This window comes from Geodermatophilus aquaeductus (assembly GCF_900182545.1).
GTDB lineage: Bacteria > Actinomycetota > Actinomycetes > Mycobacteriales > Geodermatophilaceae > Geodermatophilus > Geodermatophilus aquaeductus.
In genome coordinates this window covers 239,157-253,969 of the sequence record NZ_FXTJ01000007.1, presented here as the reverse complement: position 1 = coordinate 253,969, position 14,813 = coordinate 239,157, and the positions used below count along the sequence as shown (strand labels likewise).

The 14,813-nt window shown below is 74.7% G+C and carries 12 protein-coding genes; 6 read left to right on the top strand and 6 right to left on the bottom strand.

The window, feature by feature from the left end:
- Positions 1–22 precede the first annotated feature (22 nt).
- Together FN207_RS17985 and FN207_RS17980 are read left to right on the top strand one after the other, a co-directional pair.
- Positions 23–1,879 (top strand): putative bifunctional diguanylate cyclase/phosphodiesterase, encoded by a 1,857-nt coding sequence (locus tag FN207_RS17985; RefSeq protein WP_142459814.1) that lies wholly within the window; start codon positions 23–25, stop codon positions 1,877–1,879.
- Positions 1,880–1,979: 100 nt separating this feature from the next.
- The gene (locus FN207_RS17980; RefSeq protein ID WP_221888269.1) at positions 1,980–3,878 is read left to right on the top strand and encodes a glycosyl hydrolase family 28-related protein; all 1,899 of its coding nucleotides are present in this window, start codon (positions 1,980–1,982) and stop codon (positions 3,876–3,878) included.
- A gap of 75 nt (positions 3,879–3,953) precedes the next feature.
- Here the strand turns inward: FN207_RS17980 and FN207_RS17975 are convergent, their stop codons facing one another.
- Positions 3,954–4,163, bottom strand: coding sequence for a DUF4177 domain-containing protein (locus FN207_RS17975; RefSeq protein ID WP_142459812.1), 210 nt, complete (start codon positions 4,161–4,163; stop codon positions 3,954–3,956).
- A 94-nt stretch (positions 4,164–4,257) separates the two neighbouring features.
- Complete coding sequence (locus tag FN207_RS17970) at positions 4,258–4,629, bottom strand: VOC family protein (protein WP_142459811.1); 372 nt, start codon at positions 4,627–4,629, stop codon at positions 4,258–4,260.
- A 97-nt stretch (positions 4,630–4,726) separates the two neighbouring features.
- Between FN207_RS17970 and FN207_RS17965 the strand changes: the two genes are divergently transcribed.
- Positions 4,727–5,278: a dihydrofolate reductase family protein gene (locus tag FN207_RS17965; protein WP_221888268.1), complete on the top strand. Its 552-nt coding sequence runs from the start codon at positions 4,727–4,729 to the stop codon at positions 5,276–5,278.
- On the opposite strand, the gene FN207_RS17960 is transcribed toward FN207_RS17965, so the two are convergent.
- A complete protein-coding gene (locus FN207_RS17960) occupies positions 5,265–7,868 on the bottom strand; it encodes a bifunctional FO biosynthesis protein CofGH (protein ID WP_142459810.1) in 2,604 nt (867 codons plus the stop codon). The genes FN207_RS17965 and FN207_RS17960 overlap by 14 nt on opposite strands.
- Before the next feature lie 76 nt (positions 7,869–7,944).
- Positions 7,945–8,436, bottom strand: coding sequence for a flavin reductase family protein (locus tag FN207_RS17955; protein WP_142459809.1), 492 nt, complete (start codon positions 8,434–8,436; stop codon positions 7,945–7,947).
- 34 nt (positions 8,437–8,470) lie between these two features.
- Here FN207_RS17955 and FN207_RS17950 point away from each other — a divergent pair, with 34 nt between their 5' ends.
- Entirely contained in the window at positions 8,471–9,895 is a 1,425-nt protein-coding gene (locus FN207_RS17950; RefSeq protein ID WP_246066150.1) for a dihydrolipoyl dehydrogenase family protein, read from the top strand.
- A gap of 43 nt (positions 9,896–9,938) precedes the next feature.
- The gene (locus FN207_RS17945) at positions 9,939–10,751 is read left to right on the top strand and encodes an SGNH/GDSL hydrolase family protein (RefSeq protein ID WP_221888266.1); all 813 of its coding nucleotides are present in this window, start codon (positions 9,939–9,941) and stop codon (positions 10,749–10,751) included.
- A gap of 72 nt (positions 10,752–10,823) precedes the next feature.
- Here the strand turns inward: FN207_RS17945 and FN207_RS17940 are convergent, their stop codons facing one another.
- Positions 10,824–12,836 (bottom strand): putative bifunctional diguanylate cyclase/phosphodiesterase, encoded by a 2,013-nt coding sequence (locus tag FN207_RS17940; RefSeq protein ID WP_246066149.1) that lies wholly within the window; start codon positions 12,834–12,836, stop codon positions 10,824–10,826.
- Between the two features lie 77 nt (positions 12,837–12,913).
- Between FN207_RS17940 and FN207_RS17935 the strand changes: the two genes are divergently transcribed.
- Entirely contained in the window at positions 12,914–14,002 is a 1,089-nt protein-coding gene (locus FN207_RS17935) for an LLM class flavin-dependent oxidoreductase (protein ID WP_246066147.1), read from the top strand.
- 39 nt (positions 14,003–14,041) lie between these two features.
- Here FN207_RS17935 and FN207_RS17930 read toward each other — a convergent pair whose 3' ends face one another.
- A complete protein-coding gene (locus FN207_RS17930; protein WP_185938407.1) occupies positions 14,042–14,707 on the bottom strand; it encodes a DUF4333 domain-containing protein in 666 nt (221 codons plus the stop codon).
- Between the last annotated feature and the right edge of the window lie 106 nt (positions 14,708–14,813).

Sequence of the window (14,813 nt, the reverse complement as noted above, 5' to 3'; positions counted from 1 at the left end):
GGGAGTGGCCGATGAGCGGGGCATGGACCTCCGCCTCCTGGCCCGCCTGCACGCCCTGCTGCCCGAGGGCCGGCTGCTGCCGGAGGAGATCTGGGGCCGCCGGCACCGGAGGATCCTGTGGCTGTCCGCCGCCCTGGCCGCCGGGACCGGGCTGCTGGCCCTCGGCGTCGGCTGGAGCGCTCCCGCCGTCCTGGCGGCCGCCGCGGCCACCGCCTACCCGCTCGCGTTCAGCCTGCTGCCCGGCGCCGGCCGGTCGTTGCGGGCCGCCGGGACGACGGTCAGCCTGCTCACCGCGTCGGTCCTGCTGGTGCACCTGCTCGACGGGCTCACCGAGGCGCACTTCGCGTTCTTCGTCGTCATCGGGATCGTCTCGCTGTACCAGAGCTGGGTGCCCTTCGGGCTGGCCCTGGCCGTCGTCGTGGTCCACCACGGCGCGCTCGGCGCGCTGTTCCCGCACCACGTCTTCGACCACGGCGCGGCCTGGTCCGACCCGTGGCTGTGGGCCGGCATCCACGGTGCCGCGGTGCTCGCCGCGAGCCTGGCGCACCTGGCCTCCTGGCGGCTCAACGAGCAGCAGGGCCTGCACGACCCGCTGACCGGGCTGGCCAACCGCACCCTGCTGGTCGAGACGGCCGACCGGCTCCTGGCCCGCCGCAGCGGCCCGGTGAGCGTGCTGTTCCTCGACCTCGACGACTTCAAGGACGTCAACGACACCCGCGGGCACGCCTCCGGAGACCAGCTGCTCGCCACGGTGAGCGCGCGGCTGCAGGCCTGCACCCGGCTCGGCGACGAGGTGGCCCGCCTCGGCGGGGACGAGTTCGCCGTCGTCGTCGACGGCGGGGCCGACGTCGCGACCGCGGTGGGGGAGCGGGTGCTGGCGGCGATGGCCGAGCCGGTCGACGTCGGCGGCCGCCCGCTGGCCGTGCACGTGAGCATCGGCATCGCCGACACCGCCACGGCCGACGACCGCCGTGCCGGCACCCTGCTGCGCAACGCCGACCTGGCCATGTACCGCGCCAAGTCGCTGGGGAAGAACCGCCTCGTCCGCTACGTGCCGGGCATGGCGCAGGCCGCCGAGGACAAGGCCACGCTGCTCGAGGACCTCACCGTCGCCACGGCCGCCGGCCAGCTGGCGGTGCACTACCAGCCGACCGTCGCCCTGGCCGAGGGCCGCACCACCGGCTACGAGGCGCTGCTGCGCTGGCACCACCCCGAGCGCGGTCTGGTGCCGCCCGCGGAGTTCGTGCCGCTGGCCGAGGAGAGCGGCGTCATCGTGCAGATCGGCCGCTGGGTGCTCGAGCAGGCCGTCCGCCAGGCCGCCGACTGGACGGCGGAGGCCGGTCGCCCGATCGCGATCGCGGTCAACCTCTCACCACGCCAGCTGGCCGACGACGACGTCGTCGACCTCGTCGCCCGCGTGCTGACCACCACCGGCCTGCCGGCCGACCAGCTGACCCTGGAGGTGACCGAGGGCGTGCTGCTGCGCGACGTCGACCAGGTCGTCGACCAGCTGCGGGCGCTGCGCGAGCTCGGCGTCCGGATCGCCATCGACGACTTCGGCACCGGCTACTCCAGTCTGTCCTACCTGCGCCGGCTGCCCGCCGACATCGTCAAGATCGACCGCAGCTTCGTGCAGGACCTCGGCAGCGAGGGCCGCTCGACGACGCTGGTCGCCTCGATCATCGAGCTGGCCCGGAGCCTGCGGCTGGAGGTCGTGGCCGAGGGCGTGGAGACGCCGGAGCAGCACGCCGTCCTCGGCGACCTGGCCTGCTCGCACGCCCAGGGCTACCTGTTCGGCCGGCCGCAGCCGGCTCCCGCCCACGACCACGGGCCGCTGCCGACGGCGGCCCCGGCCGCCCGCGAGCTGACCGGCGTCTGACCTCCCGGGGGCGGACGGAACCGTCCTGGTCGTCCTCTAAGGTGTCGACGCACCGTGACACCAGTCACACCGTGCGTACACCTCGACGATGAGGACGTCCGTGCACCCACAGAAGTCCCCCGCCCTGCGGCGCCGTCTGGGCGCCACCCTCGCCCTGGCGACGGCGCTGTCCCTGTCCCCGCTCACCGCGGGCGTGGCCGGAGCGGCCCCGCCGCCCTCGACCAGCCCCACCGCGCCGGCCCTCGGCGCGAACGTCACCGTCTTCGACCCGAGCATGCCCGTCAGCCAGATCCAGGCCACGCTGGACGCGACCTGGCAGCGCCAGAAGGACAACGAGATGGGCAGCGAGCGCTACGCCTACCTCTTCCGTCCCGGCACCTACGGCACCGACGCCCAGCCGCTGCAGATCAAGGTCGGCTACTACACCGAGGTCAGCGGCCTCGGCGACTCGCCGTCCGACGTGGTCATCAACGGCAAGGTCGAGGTCTACAACCGCTGCCTCGAGGACGGCGGCACCAGCAACTGCATCGCGCTGAACAACTTCTGGCGCACCGTGTCGAACCTGACGATCGACGTGAACGGTGCCGGCCAGGACGGGTGTCGCGCGCCGACGAACTTCTGGGCGGTGTCGCAGGCGGTCTCCATGCGCCGCGTGGCGATCACCGGCGGGAACCTGTCGCTGATGGACTACTGCACCGCCGGCCCGCAGTACGCCAGCGGCGGCTTCATCGCCGACTCGGCGCTGCCGGCCGTCGTCAACGGCTCGCAGCAGCAGTGGTTCACCCGCAACAGCACGGTCGGGTCCTGGTCCAACGGCGTGTGGAACCAGGTCTTCTCCGGCGTCGAGGGCGCCCCGAGCGAGGCCGGCTACCCGAACCCGCCGTACACGACGCTGGACACCACCCCGGTCAGCCGGGAGAAGCCCTACCTGTTCGTCGACGACGCCGGTCGGTGGAACGTGCGGGTGCCCTCGGCGCAGCGGAACTCGTCGGGTACCAGCTGGGCCGACGGTGAGACCCCGGGGCGGACCATCCCGATCACCGAGTTCCTCGTCGCCACCCCGTCGACGCCGGTGCAGCAGATCAACAACCACCTGGCCCGCGGCGGGCACCTGCTGCTCACCCCCGGCGTCTACGACGTCGCGCGCAGCATCGAGGTCAAGCGCGCGGGCACCGTGGTCCTCGGCCTCGGCCAGGCCACGCTGACCGCGGTCGGCGGCGCAGTGCCGATGACGATCGCCGACGTGCCCGGTGCCGTCGTCGCCGGTGTCACCATCGACGCCGGCACGGTCGAGTCGCCGTCGCTGCTGCAGGTGGGCAGGCCCAACGGCAACGGCGGCCGCTCCGACGCCGCGGACCCGACGACGCTGTCCGACGTCTTCTTCCGCGTCGGCGGGCCGCACGTGGGCAAGGTGGACACCGCGCTGGAGGTCAACAGCGACGACGTCCTGATCGACCACACGTGGGTGTGGCGTGCCGACCACGGCGTCGAGCCCGGCTTCACCCAGGGCGTCAACGGCGACACCGACCGCTGGCGGACCAACACCGGCCGCGTGGGCGCCGAGGTCAACGGCGACCGCGTGACCGCGACCGGCCTGTTCGTCGAGCACTTCCAGACCTACAACACGATCTGGAACGGCGAGGACGGCACCACGGTGCTGTACCAGAACGAGCTGCCCTACGACCCGCCGTCGCAGGCCGACTGGCAGCAGCCCGACGGCACGCTCGGCTGGGCCGGCTACAAGGTCGCCGACGACGTGCAGCGGCACCGCCTCTACGGCGGCGGCGTGTACGGCTACCAGCGCAACGCCGGTCCGGGGATCACCACCGAGAGCGGCTTCGAGGTGCCGGAGACGCCGGGGGTGCGGCTGCACCACGTGGCCACCGTCCACCTCGACGGGCTCGGGATCATCCGGCACGTGGTGAACGACGTGGGCACCCAGGCGGACCCGAGCAACCAGGGCACGCCGCAGTACGTCGTCGACTACCCGGCGGCGTGAGGTAGTAGCAGGTCCCGGTGGGCCGTCGCGGGAGTCCGCGGCGGCCCACCGGTGCGCCCGGCCCTCGTGGGGCCCTCAGATCAGGGGGCGCTCGAAGGTCACCAGGAGGCCCTCGACGCTGCCCGGTCCGATGCGGCCCTTCACGTCGACGGAGGTGATCGCCCTGAGCTGCCAGCCCTCCCGGGCATGGGAGTTGAGCACCTTCTCGAGCTTGTCGCCGGACATCTTCCCGCCGATCATGCCCTCGCGGATCTCCTCGACCTTGTACTCGTAACGCCCGGCCATCGGCTGCTCCTCTCGCGCGTGCCCGAGGGACCAGCCTGTCCGGGCGGCCGTCCGGTGTCCACGAGGAGCGGTCGGACCGGAGCGCTCGACCGGTTCAGCCGGCGGCGATCACCGAGAGGACGTTGCCCGAGGGGTCGGTGAACCAGGCGATGTCCGGGCCCTCCCCGCGCATGACCCCGTGCTCGTCCTGCGGGGCGCCCTCGTAGTGCTCGAACCGCACCCCGCGCGCGGTGAGCTCGCCGACCGCGGCGCCGACGTCGGCCACCTCGAAGTTCAGGACGGTGTAGCTGGCCGGCGTGGCGGTGGGCTGCTCGTAGACGAAGGTGTCCCGGCCGCCGGCCAGGTGCAGCCAGAGGTTGCCGTGGTCCTCCGACGTGCGCAGCCCGAGCACCTCGCCGTAGAACTGCCGGGCCGCCGCCAGGTCGCGGACGGCGATGCCGCTGAAGGCCCTCGTGTCGGTCAGCATGGGGATGACCTCCTCGTCTCGTCGCTCACAGGGGAGACGGCCCGAGCCGGTCGATCTCATCGCTCCGGCGGGCCCTCCCGGCCTACGCTCGTCGGCCATGGCGACGGTCTTCGCCGGGATGGCGGCCAGCCTGGACGGCTTCGTCCAGTCGGCGTCCGGGGACCTGGCGTGGCTCAACGACGCCATGGCCCCGGGCGAGGACTACGGCTTCGCGGACACCGAGGCACGCACCGGGGCCTACGTCGTCGGGGCGACCACCTACCGGGAGATGGGCGGCGCCGGAGGCATCGGGAGCGTCCCGACCTGGGTGGTCACCCACGACGCCGACCTCCCGACCGGTCGGGGCGTGCGTCGGTACTCCGGCGACCTGAGGGACCTGGTCCCCACCGTCCGGTCCGAGATCGACCCCGGCCGGGACATCTGCGTCTTCGGCGGTGGGCAGCTGGTCACCCAGCTCCTCGAGCTCGGCCTCGTCGACGAGCTCGCCGTCTCCGTCGTCCCCGTCGTCCTCGGGGGCGGCGTGCGCTTCTTCGGCCCGCTGACGTCGAGCACGAGGCTGGAGCTGGTGGAGTGCCGGCCGTTCCCCTCCGGGATCGTGCTCCTGTACTACCGGGTGCGGCGTGAGCGGGCCGGGGTCAGACCGGCGTGATCGAGAGGGTCAGCGCGCGGCGGCCGGCGTCGGAGCGGGCGGTCGCCAGCCGCTCCTCGGACGGCGTGCCGTAGCCGGTGGTGCGCTGGCGGGCGGGCCGGCCGATCGCGGCGGCCATCGCCTCGAGCTCGGCGACGGTCTTCAGCGAGCCGTTCTCGCTGCCGGCCATCCGGCTGATCGTCTCCTCCATGAGCGTGCCGCCGAGGTCGTTGGCGCCGCCCTGCAGCACCGCCTGCGTGCCGGCGTCGCCGAGCTTGACCCACGAGGTCTGGATGTTGCTGATCCGGCCGTGCAGCAGCAGCCGGGCGACGGCGTGCACGGCGCGATTCTCCCGCACCGTGGGTCCGGGCCGGGCGACGCCGGCGAGGTAGATCGGCGAGTTGTGGTGCACGAACGGCAGCAGCACGAACTCGGTGAACCCGCCGGTCTCGTCCTGCTGGCGGGCGAGGGTCCGCAGGTGCGCCACCCAGTGGGCGGGGGTGTCCACGTGGCCGTACATCATCGTCGACGTCGTCGGGATGCCCACGCGGTGCGCGGTGCCGATGATCTCCAGCCAGGTGGCGGCGGGCAGCTTGCCCTTGGTCAGCACCCAGCGGACGTCGTCGTCGAGGATCTCCGCCGCCGTGCCCGGGACCGAGTCGAGCCCGGCCTCCTTGGCCGCGAGCAGGAAGTCCTCGAACGACAGCCCGGTGCGCGCCGCGGCGTTGACGATCTCCATCGGCGAGAACGCGTGCAGGTGGATCTCCGGCTGCCGCCGCTTCACCTCGCCGATCAGGTCGAGGTAGGCCGAGCCGGGCAGGTCGGGGTGGATGCCGCCCTGCATGCAGATCTCGGTGGCGCCGGCGGCCCAGGCGCGGTCCACCCGGTCGCCGACCTCGGTCAGCGACAGCGTGTAGGCGTCGGCGTCGGTGCGCCGCTGGGCGAAGGCGCAGAACCGGCAGCCGGTGTAGCAGACGTTGGTGAAGTTGACGTTCCGGTTGACGACGTAGGTGACGTCGTCGCCGTTGACGTCGCGGCGGACGGCGTCGGCCAGCGCGGTCAGCGCCGCGAGGTCGGGGCCGTCGGCGCCCAGCAGCGCCAGGTACTCCGCGTCGGACAGCCCGGCGGGGTCGCGCTCGGCGTGCCGCAGCGCCGCGGCCACCTCGGGGTCGCCCACCGCGAGCGCGGTGGAGGAGCCGTCGCGGGCCTTCTCGGTGCGCGAGCGCAGGTCGGCCCAGTCGCCGTAGACGGCGTCGAAGTCGCTGCGCCGGTCGCCGGTGCGCCCGACGGTGTCGACCTCCACGTGCAGGTCGGTGCGGCCGGAGGACACCCACGCCTCGTCGGGCTCCTGCCACGGCAGCCCGGTGGGGATCCGGCCCTCCAGCGCGAGGCCGTCGTCGCCGGCCAGGGCGGACACGTGCGGACGCACCCGCGGGTCCAGCCACGGCTCGGGCTCCAGCACGTAGCGCGGCTGGGCGGCCAGCCGCTCGCGCAGGGTGAACCCGCCCTCGGCGGTCAGCGCGGCGAGCTTGTCGATGTTCGGCCAGGGCCGCTCGGGGTTGACGTGGTCGGGCGTGAGCGGGCTGACGCCGCCCCAGTCGTCGACGCCGGCCCGCAGCAGCAGCCCGAGCTCGGTGGAGTCGCTGAGATTCGGCGGGGCCTGCACCCGCGCGCGCGGTCCGAGCAGCAGCCGCGTGACGGCGACGGCGGCCACGTACTCCTGCAGCGCGAGGTCGTCGTGCGCGGCCATCGCGGTGCGCGGCTTGGCGCGGAAGTTCTGGACGATGACCTCCTGCACGTGCCCGTGCCGGGAGTGCGAGGCGCGGATCTGCAGGACGGCGTGGACCCGCTCCGCAGGCGTCTCGCCGATGCCCAGCAGCACGCCGGTGGTGAACGGGACCGCCGAGCGCCCCGCGTCCTCCAGCACCCGCAGCCGGACGGCGGGTTCCTTGTCGGGGGAGCCGTAGTGGGGACCGCCGCGCTCGGACCACAGCCGGGTCGCCGTCGTCTCCAGCATCATCCCCATCGAGGCCGACACCGGCTTGAGCCGCTGCACCTCCTCCCAGGTCATGACCCCGGGGTTGAGGTGCGGCAGCAGCCCGGTCTCCTCCAGCACCCGGACCGCCATCGCCCGCAGGTAGCCCAGCGTGGAGTCGAAGCCGTGCGCCTCCAGCCACTCCGCCGCGACCGGCCAGCGGTCCTCCGGGCGGTCGCCGAGGGTGAACAGGGCCTCCTTGCAGCCCAGCGCCGCGCCCTGGCGGGCGATGTCGAGCACCTCGTCGGGGGAGAGGAACGGCGCCTTCCCCTCGCGGCGCAGCTGCCCGGGCGTCGTCACGAAGGTGCAGTAGTGGCACCGGTCGCGGCACAGGTGGGTGAGCGGGATGAACACCTTGCGGCTGTAGGTGACGATCCCGGGGCGCCCGGCCGAGGCGAGGCCGGCGTCGCGGACGCGGGAGGCGGCGGTCAGCAGCCGGTCCAGCGGGTCGCCGTCGCCCAGACCGCGGGCCGACAGCAGGACCTCGGCCTCGGCGGCGTCGAGGGTCACGCCGCGCTCGGCACGGGCGAGGGCCCGGCGGAGCCCGGAGGGCACGGGGGTCTGCGGCTCGCTCATCGCCCCCGACGCTAGTCCCCAGACTCCCCGCCGGGGCCGTTGCGGGTAGACGCGGCAGAAATGGCCATCTCTGCCGCTACGGAGCGTCGGTGTAGCGGCCGCGCAGGCGGAGGAGGGGTGCCGCGCCGTCGTGCAGCACCGGCACCGCCTCGACGGCGAGCAGCGCCAGCACGTGGTCCCCGGCCGGGACCAGGCGGTCGAGCCGGCAGTCCAGCGCGACGACGCCGCCGTCGAGCACGATCGCCCCGCTGCCCGGCGCCCGCGACCACGGCACCGACTCCAGCAGGTGCCGCGCCGAGGGCCGCCCGGCCGAGGAGAACCGGCTGGCGAGGATGGCCTGCCCGGCCGCGAGCACGGTCAGCCCGCAGGTGCCCACGGCCTCCAGCACCTCGGCCGGGTAGCCGTCGGCGGTCAGCCCCACGGCCACCAGCGGCGGGCCGGCCGACACGCTCATCACCGAGGAGACCGTCGTCCCGACGTCGTCGATGTCGTCCCGCACGGTCAGCAGGGCCACGCCCGCGGCGTACTGGCGCAGGGCCGCGCCGAACTCGGCGGGGGACACGGGCATGCGGCCAGTCGACCACACCGGCCAGGATGGCCCCGTGAGCAGCGCAGACGAGAAGACCTACGACGTCGTCGTGATGGGAGCCGGCTCGACCGGCGAGAACGTCGCCGACGTCGTCGTGCGGGGCGGCCTGTCCGCGGTGCTGGTGGAGGAGCACCTCGTGGGCGGCGAGTGCTCCTACTACGCGTGCATGCCGAGCAAGGCGCTGCTGCGCGGCACCGAGGCCCTCGAGGAGGCGCGGGCGGTCAAGGGCGCGGCGGCCGCCGTCACCGGCGAGCAGGACGTGACCGCCACCCTCGAGCGCCGGGACGCCTTCACCCACGACTGGGACGACTCGAGCCAGGTGCGGTGGGTCGAGGGCGCCGGGATCGACCTGGTCCGCGGCACCGCGCGGCTCACCGGGGAGCGCACCGTCGTCGTCACCCGCGCCGACGGCGGCGAGACGACGCTGAGCGCCCGGCACGCGGTCGCCGTCTGCACCGGCTCGGAGGCCGCCGTCCCGCCGGTCGAGGGCCTGCCCGGCGTGCAGCCGTGGACCCCGCGGGAGGCCACCAGCGCCAAGGAGCCCCCGCGCCGGCTGCTCGTCGTCGGCGGCGGCTACGTGGGCTGCGAGATGTCCTTCGCCTGGAACGCCCTCGGGTCGCAGGTGACGCTGTTCCAGCAGGGCGACCGGCTGCTGCCCGGCGCCGAGCCGCAGGCCGGCGACGCCGTGCTGGCCTCGCTGCGCGACCGCGGTGTCGACGTCCGGCTGGACTCCGAGGTCCGCGCCGCCCGCCGCGAGGACGACGAGGTCGTGCTCACGACCGCCGAGGGCGAGGTGCGGGGCGACGAGGTGCTCGTGGCCGTCGGGCGCAAGGCGCGCACCACCGGCATCGGCGTGGACGCCCTCGGGCTCGAGGAGGGCGCCTACCTCGACGTCGACGACACGCTGCGGGTGCGCGGGCTGCCGTGGCTCTACGGCGTCGGCGACGTCAACGGCCGCCGGCTGCTCACCCACATGGGCAAGTACCAGGCCCGCCAGGCCGGGGCGGCGATCGTCGCCCGCGCGCGCGGCAAGGAGGTCTCCGGCGCCGACTGGTCGCCGCACGCGGCCACCGCCGACCGCGCCGCCACGCCGTCGGTCGTCTTCACCGACCCGCAGGTGGCCAGCGTCGGGCTGACCAGCGCCCAGGCGCGCGAGCAGGGGCTGCCGCACCGCGTCGTCGAGTACCCGATCGGCTCGGTCGCGGGCGCCTCGCTCTTCGCCGACGGCTACGAGGGCACCGCGATCGCCGTCGTCGACACCGAGCGCGAGGTGCTGCTCGGCGTCACCTTCGTGGGCCCGGCGGTGGCCGAGCTGCTGCACGCGGCCACGGTCGCCGTCGTGGGCGAGGTGCCGATCGCGCGGCTGTGGCACGCGGTCCCGGCCTACCCGACGATCAGCGAGATCTGGTTGCGGCTGCTCGAGGCCTGGCGCGGCTGACTCGGCGCGCTGTGTCCCCCCTCACCGTGCTGGAGTGGGGGACGTGCTCGCCCCGTCCCACCGTTCCTGGCGCCGCTACGTCGCCCTCGGCGACTCCTTCACCGAGGGGCTCAGCGACCCCGATCCCGACCGTCCCGGCGAGTACCGCGGCTGGGCCGACCGGCTCGCCGAGCACCTGGCCGTCCACGCTGCGGCCGCGCAGCCGGACGCCGACGTCGAGTACGCCAACCTGGCCATCCGCGGCCGGCTGCTGCCACAGGTCCTGGCCGAGCAGGTGCCGGTGGCCCGCGCCGCCCGGCCCGACCTGGTCAGCCTGGTGGCCGGCGGCAACGACCTGCTGCGCCCCGGCGCCGACCCCGACCGGCTGGCCGCGGCGCTGGAGGAGGCGGTGGCCGGGTTCCGCGCCGACGGCACCGACGTGCTGCTGGCCACCGGCGTCGACCCGCGGCTGACGCCGATCATCCGGCGCACCCGCGGCCGGGTCGCGGTCTTCAACGCCTCGTTGTGGTCGATCGCCGCGCGGCACGGCGCCGTCGTCCTCGACCAGTGGGGTGCCGACTGGCTGCTGGACTGGCGGCTGTGGGACAGCGACCGCATCCACCTCACCGCCGAGGGTCACCGGCGCACGGCGCTGGCCGCGGCCGCCGCCCTCGGCGTCCCGGTCGCCGAGGGCGACGACTGGCGCACGCCGCTGCCGCCGGCCCCGCCCCGGGCGCTGCGCGCGGCGCTGGCCGAGGAGGCCGCCTGGGTGCGCGGCTTCGTCGCGCCGTGGATCGCCCGCCGGGTGCGCGGCCGCTCCTCCGGTGACGGGCGGGCGCCGAAGCGGCCGGTGCCGCTGACGCTCGCCCGAGGCTGACGCCCCTCGGTCCGAGGCGGTGCAACTCCGCGGAGATGCACGGTGCACTTCCGCGGAAGTGCACGTGGGACGTCAGGAGCGGGGCGGGTCCTCGTCGTCGGGCTCGTCGGCGGGTTCGTCGGGGTGGTCGTCGACGACCACGAGGAACGGCCGGGCCGGCGGGGTCTCGACGTCGTCGAGGAGGAACAGGTCGACGCCGTCGGCGCCGGCCGGGTCCGGGACCGGGGGCAGCTCGCCGGTGACCGCCTCGAGCTCGCCGGTCACGGCCTCGAGGACGGCGGCGGCCTCCTCGGCGGCCTGCTCGACGAGCACCTCGGCCATCAGGGCCTCGGCGCGGCTGGGCAGCGGGGCCGGGCGGCCGAAGGCGTAGCCCTGCGCCATCGCGCACCCGTGCCGGCGCAGCCAGTCGGCCTGCTCGAGGTCCTCGATGCCCTCGGCGATGACCTGCAGGCCCATGCCCTGGCCGAGATTGAGCAGCCCCTGGACCAGCGCGGCGGTGGAGGGCCGGGTGACGACGTCGGCGACGAACGAGCGGTCGATCTTGACGGTGTGGATCGGCAGCCGGTGCAGCGCGGTGATGGCCGAGTAGCCGGTGCCGAAGTCGTCGAGCGCCAGCGTCACGCCGCGGGCGGTCACCTCCTGGACGGCCTGCAGCGTGGCCTCGGCGGCGAACAGCGCCGTCGACTCGGTGATCTCCAGCTCCAGGCGCTCGGGCGGCAGGCCCGACTCCTCCAGCGCGGCGACGACGAGCTCGCTGAAGCCCTCCTCCGCGAGGTGGCGGGCGGAGACGTTGACGTGCACGCGCAGCCCGGCCGGCCACCCGGCGGCGTCGGTGCAGGCCTGGCGGAGCACCCAGGCGCCCAGCCGGGAGGTGAGCCGGTTGTTCTCCGCCGCGTCGAGGAAGGCGCCGGGCGGGAGCAGCCCGCGGGTGGGGTGCTGCCAGCGGATGAGCGCCTCGTAGCCGAGCAGCGTCTCGTCGGCCAGGGAGACGATCGGCTGGTAGAAGAGCCGCAGCTCGTCGCCGTCGAGCGCCCGGCGCAGGTCGGTCTCCAACTGCAGCAGGTCGACCTCGTCCTCGGTCAGGCCGCCGTCGTGCACCTCGATGCGCGCCCGGCTGCCGTCCTTCTTGGCGCGCATCAGCGCGCTGTGCGCCTGGCGCAGCAGGTCGTCGGGGGCGACGTCGGAGCCCATCGTCAGGCCGACGCTGGCCGACAGCACGATCTCCCGGCCGCCGAGCTGGAACGGGTCGTCGAGCACCGACAGCAGCCGGTCGGCCAGCGCGCGCAGCCCGTCGAGGTCCTCGACGTCCTCGGCGAGGATCAGGAACTCGTCGGCGCCCAGCCGGACGGCGGTGTCCTCGACCCGGGTGCTCCAGCGCAGCCGGTCGGCGACCTGGCTGAGCAGCTGGTCGCCGGCCTCGGTGCCGAGGGTGTCGTTGACCGCCTGGAACCGGTCGAGGTCGAGGTGCACGAGGCCGACCTGCAGCCCCCGGCGGCGGGACAGCGCGAGGGCGTGGTTGAGCCGGTCGGTCAGCGCGCGGCGGTTGGGCAGCCCGGTGAGCGGGTCGGTGAACGCCCGGCGGACCAGGTCCTCCTCGGCGCGCCGCCGGTCGGTGACGTCGACCAGCGAGAGGACGACGAAGTGCGGCTCGCCGGTGCTGCGGTGGACGACGTCGTGGGACTGCTGCACCCACAGCTCGCTTCCGTCGGCGCGGCGCAGGCGGCGCTCGCCGTCCTGGCGCAGCCACGGGTCCAGCCCCGGGACGCTGCCGGCGACGGCGCCGGTCGGGCTGTCGGGGATCGGCGCCTCGTCGGGGTGCGCGAGCAGGTCGACGTGCCGGCCGACCATGTCGTCGATGCCGCGGCCGGACAGCGCGCACAGCGCGTCGTTGACGACGAGCAGGTGGCCGTCGAGGCCCACGAGGGCCTTCGGCACCGGGGAGGACAGGAACAGGGCGCGGAACATCTGGCCGCGGTCGGCCAGCAACGTGTCGATGGCCCGCAGCCTCGTCCCCGCCGGGACGCCGCCGGGCTCACCGGGCTGGTCGCCTCGGGGCCGCGGCACGTGGGGGGCGCTGAGAGTCACCTGGACAGGGTGGCCGACCGGACGCCCGGAGCCGCGGAACCCGTGCACGGAGAGTCGTGGTCATCCGGTCACATCGGGTGACGACCAATCCCACCGGGAACACCGACCCCGCGGATCGCGCTGACGCGGTCGTGGACAAGCGGATCGGGTTCCTGTCGTTCGGCCACTGGCAGCCGCTGCCGGGGTCGCAGGTGCGCACCGCGCGCGACGCGCTGGTGCAGTCCGTGGAGCTCGCCGTCGCCGCCGAGGAGCTCGGTCTCGACGGCGCCTTCGTGCGGGTGCACCACTTCGCCCGCCAGCTCGCCTCGCCGTTCCCGCTGCTGGCCGCGATGGCCGCCCGCACCTCGCGCGTCGAGGTCGGCACCGGCGTCGTCGACATGCGCTACGAGAACCCGCTGTACATGGCCGAGGAGGCGGCGGCCACCGACCTGCTCTCCGACGGCCGGCTGCAGCTCGGCATCAGCCGGGGGTCACCGGAGACGGCGCTGCGCGGGTCGGAGGCCTTCGGCTACGTCCCGCCGGAGGGGGCGACCGACGCCGACCTGGCGCGGGAGAAGACCGCCCTGTTCCTCGCCGCCGTCCGGGGCGCCACCGTCGTCGACGCCGACCCCGGGATGACCGGCGGCGCCCGCGGCCGGCTCGCTGTCCAGCCGCAGTCGCCGGGCCTGGCCGACCGCATCTGGTGGGGCGCCGGCACCCGCGCCACGGGGGAGTGGGCCGCCCGTCAGGGCATGAACCTCATGAGCTCCACGCTGCTGTCGGAGGACACCGGCGTGCCCTTCGACGAGCTGCAGGCCGAGCAGATCGCCCGCTACCGCGCCGCCTGGGCCGAGGCCGGGTGGGAGCACGAGCCGCGGGTCTCGGTGAGCCGCAGCGTCGTCCCGATCGTCTCCGACCTCGACCGCACCTACTTCGGCGACGAGCGCCGCTCCACCGACCAGGTCGGGCTGCTGGAGGGCGTGCGCTCCCGCTTCGGCCGCAGCTACGCCGGCGAGCCCGACCAGCTCGCCGAGGAGCTGGCCAAGGACGCCGCCGTCCGCGAGGCCGACACCCTGCTGCTCACCGTCCCCAACATGCTCGGCGTCGAGTACAACGCCCGGCTGCTGGAGAACGTGGCGCGGTACGTCGCCCCGGCGATCGGCTGGGTGCCCGCCGGACAGCGCTGAGCGCCGGACCCCGGCGGGGCCCGGCGCTCGGCGGCGGGGTCACTCGAAGCTGACGTTGCCCTCGGCGTCCAGCGTGGCGGTGACGGCGGCGCTGTCGCTCGGGTCGTCGGCCGCGGCGACCTGGCAGTCCAGCGTCAGGCCGTCCGCGGCGACGAGCACGGTGTGGTCGCCACCGTCGCAGCTGGCGACGGCCTCGACGCCGGCGCTGGCGGAGACCTGCTCGGCCAGCAGCGCCTCGACGTCGGCCACGTGGACGTAGGTCTGGTCGCTGTCGATGGTCACGTTGCCCTCGTCGTCGGTCTGCTCGACGGTGAAGGTGACCTCCTGGCCCTCGAGCGAGGCGGTGCAGGTGGTGACCGTGCCGGCCGCGAGCTCGACGTCCTCGGGGCAGGTGACGTCGGTGACGGTGACGCCGGCCTGCTCCTGGGCGATGGCGGCGATCTGCCGCTCGGCCTCGGCGGTGTCGAGGACCTTCGAGCCCAGCAGGAGGAACGCGCCGACGCCGAGCCCGGCGAGCACGAGCACCGCGACGATGCTGCCCACGATCGCGCCGGTCCGCTTCTTCGGCGGCCGGCCGTGGCCGGCCGGGGTGCCGGGGCCGGGCGGGAAGCCGGGGCCGCCGTAGCCGGCGGGCGCCGGGAAGGGCGGCGGGGCGTACGGGCCGTGCTGCTGGCCGGTGCTGCGGGGGTCGTGGACCTGGGTCACGGGAGGCTCCTCGGTGCGGTCCCGGGCCGTCCCCGGGTGCTCGGGGAGAACCGTGCCGCGCCCCGCTTGCGGCACCCTTCGATCCCACTTGCAGGACGGTGCCAGC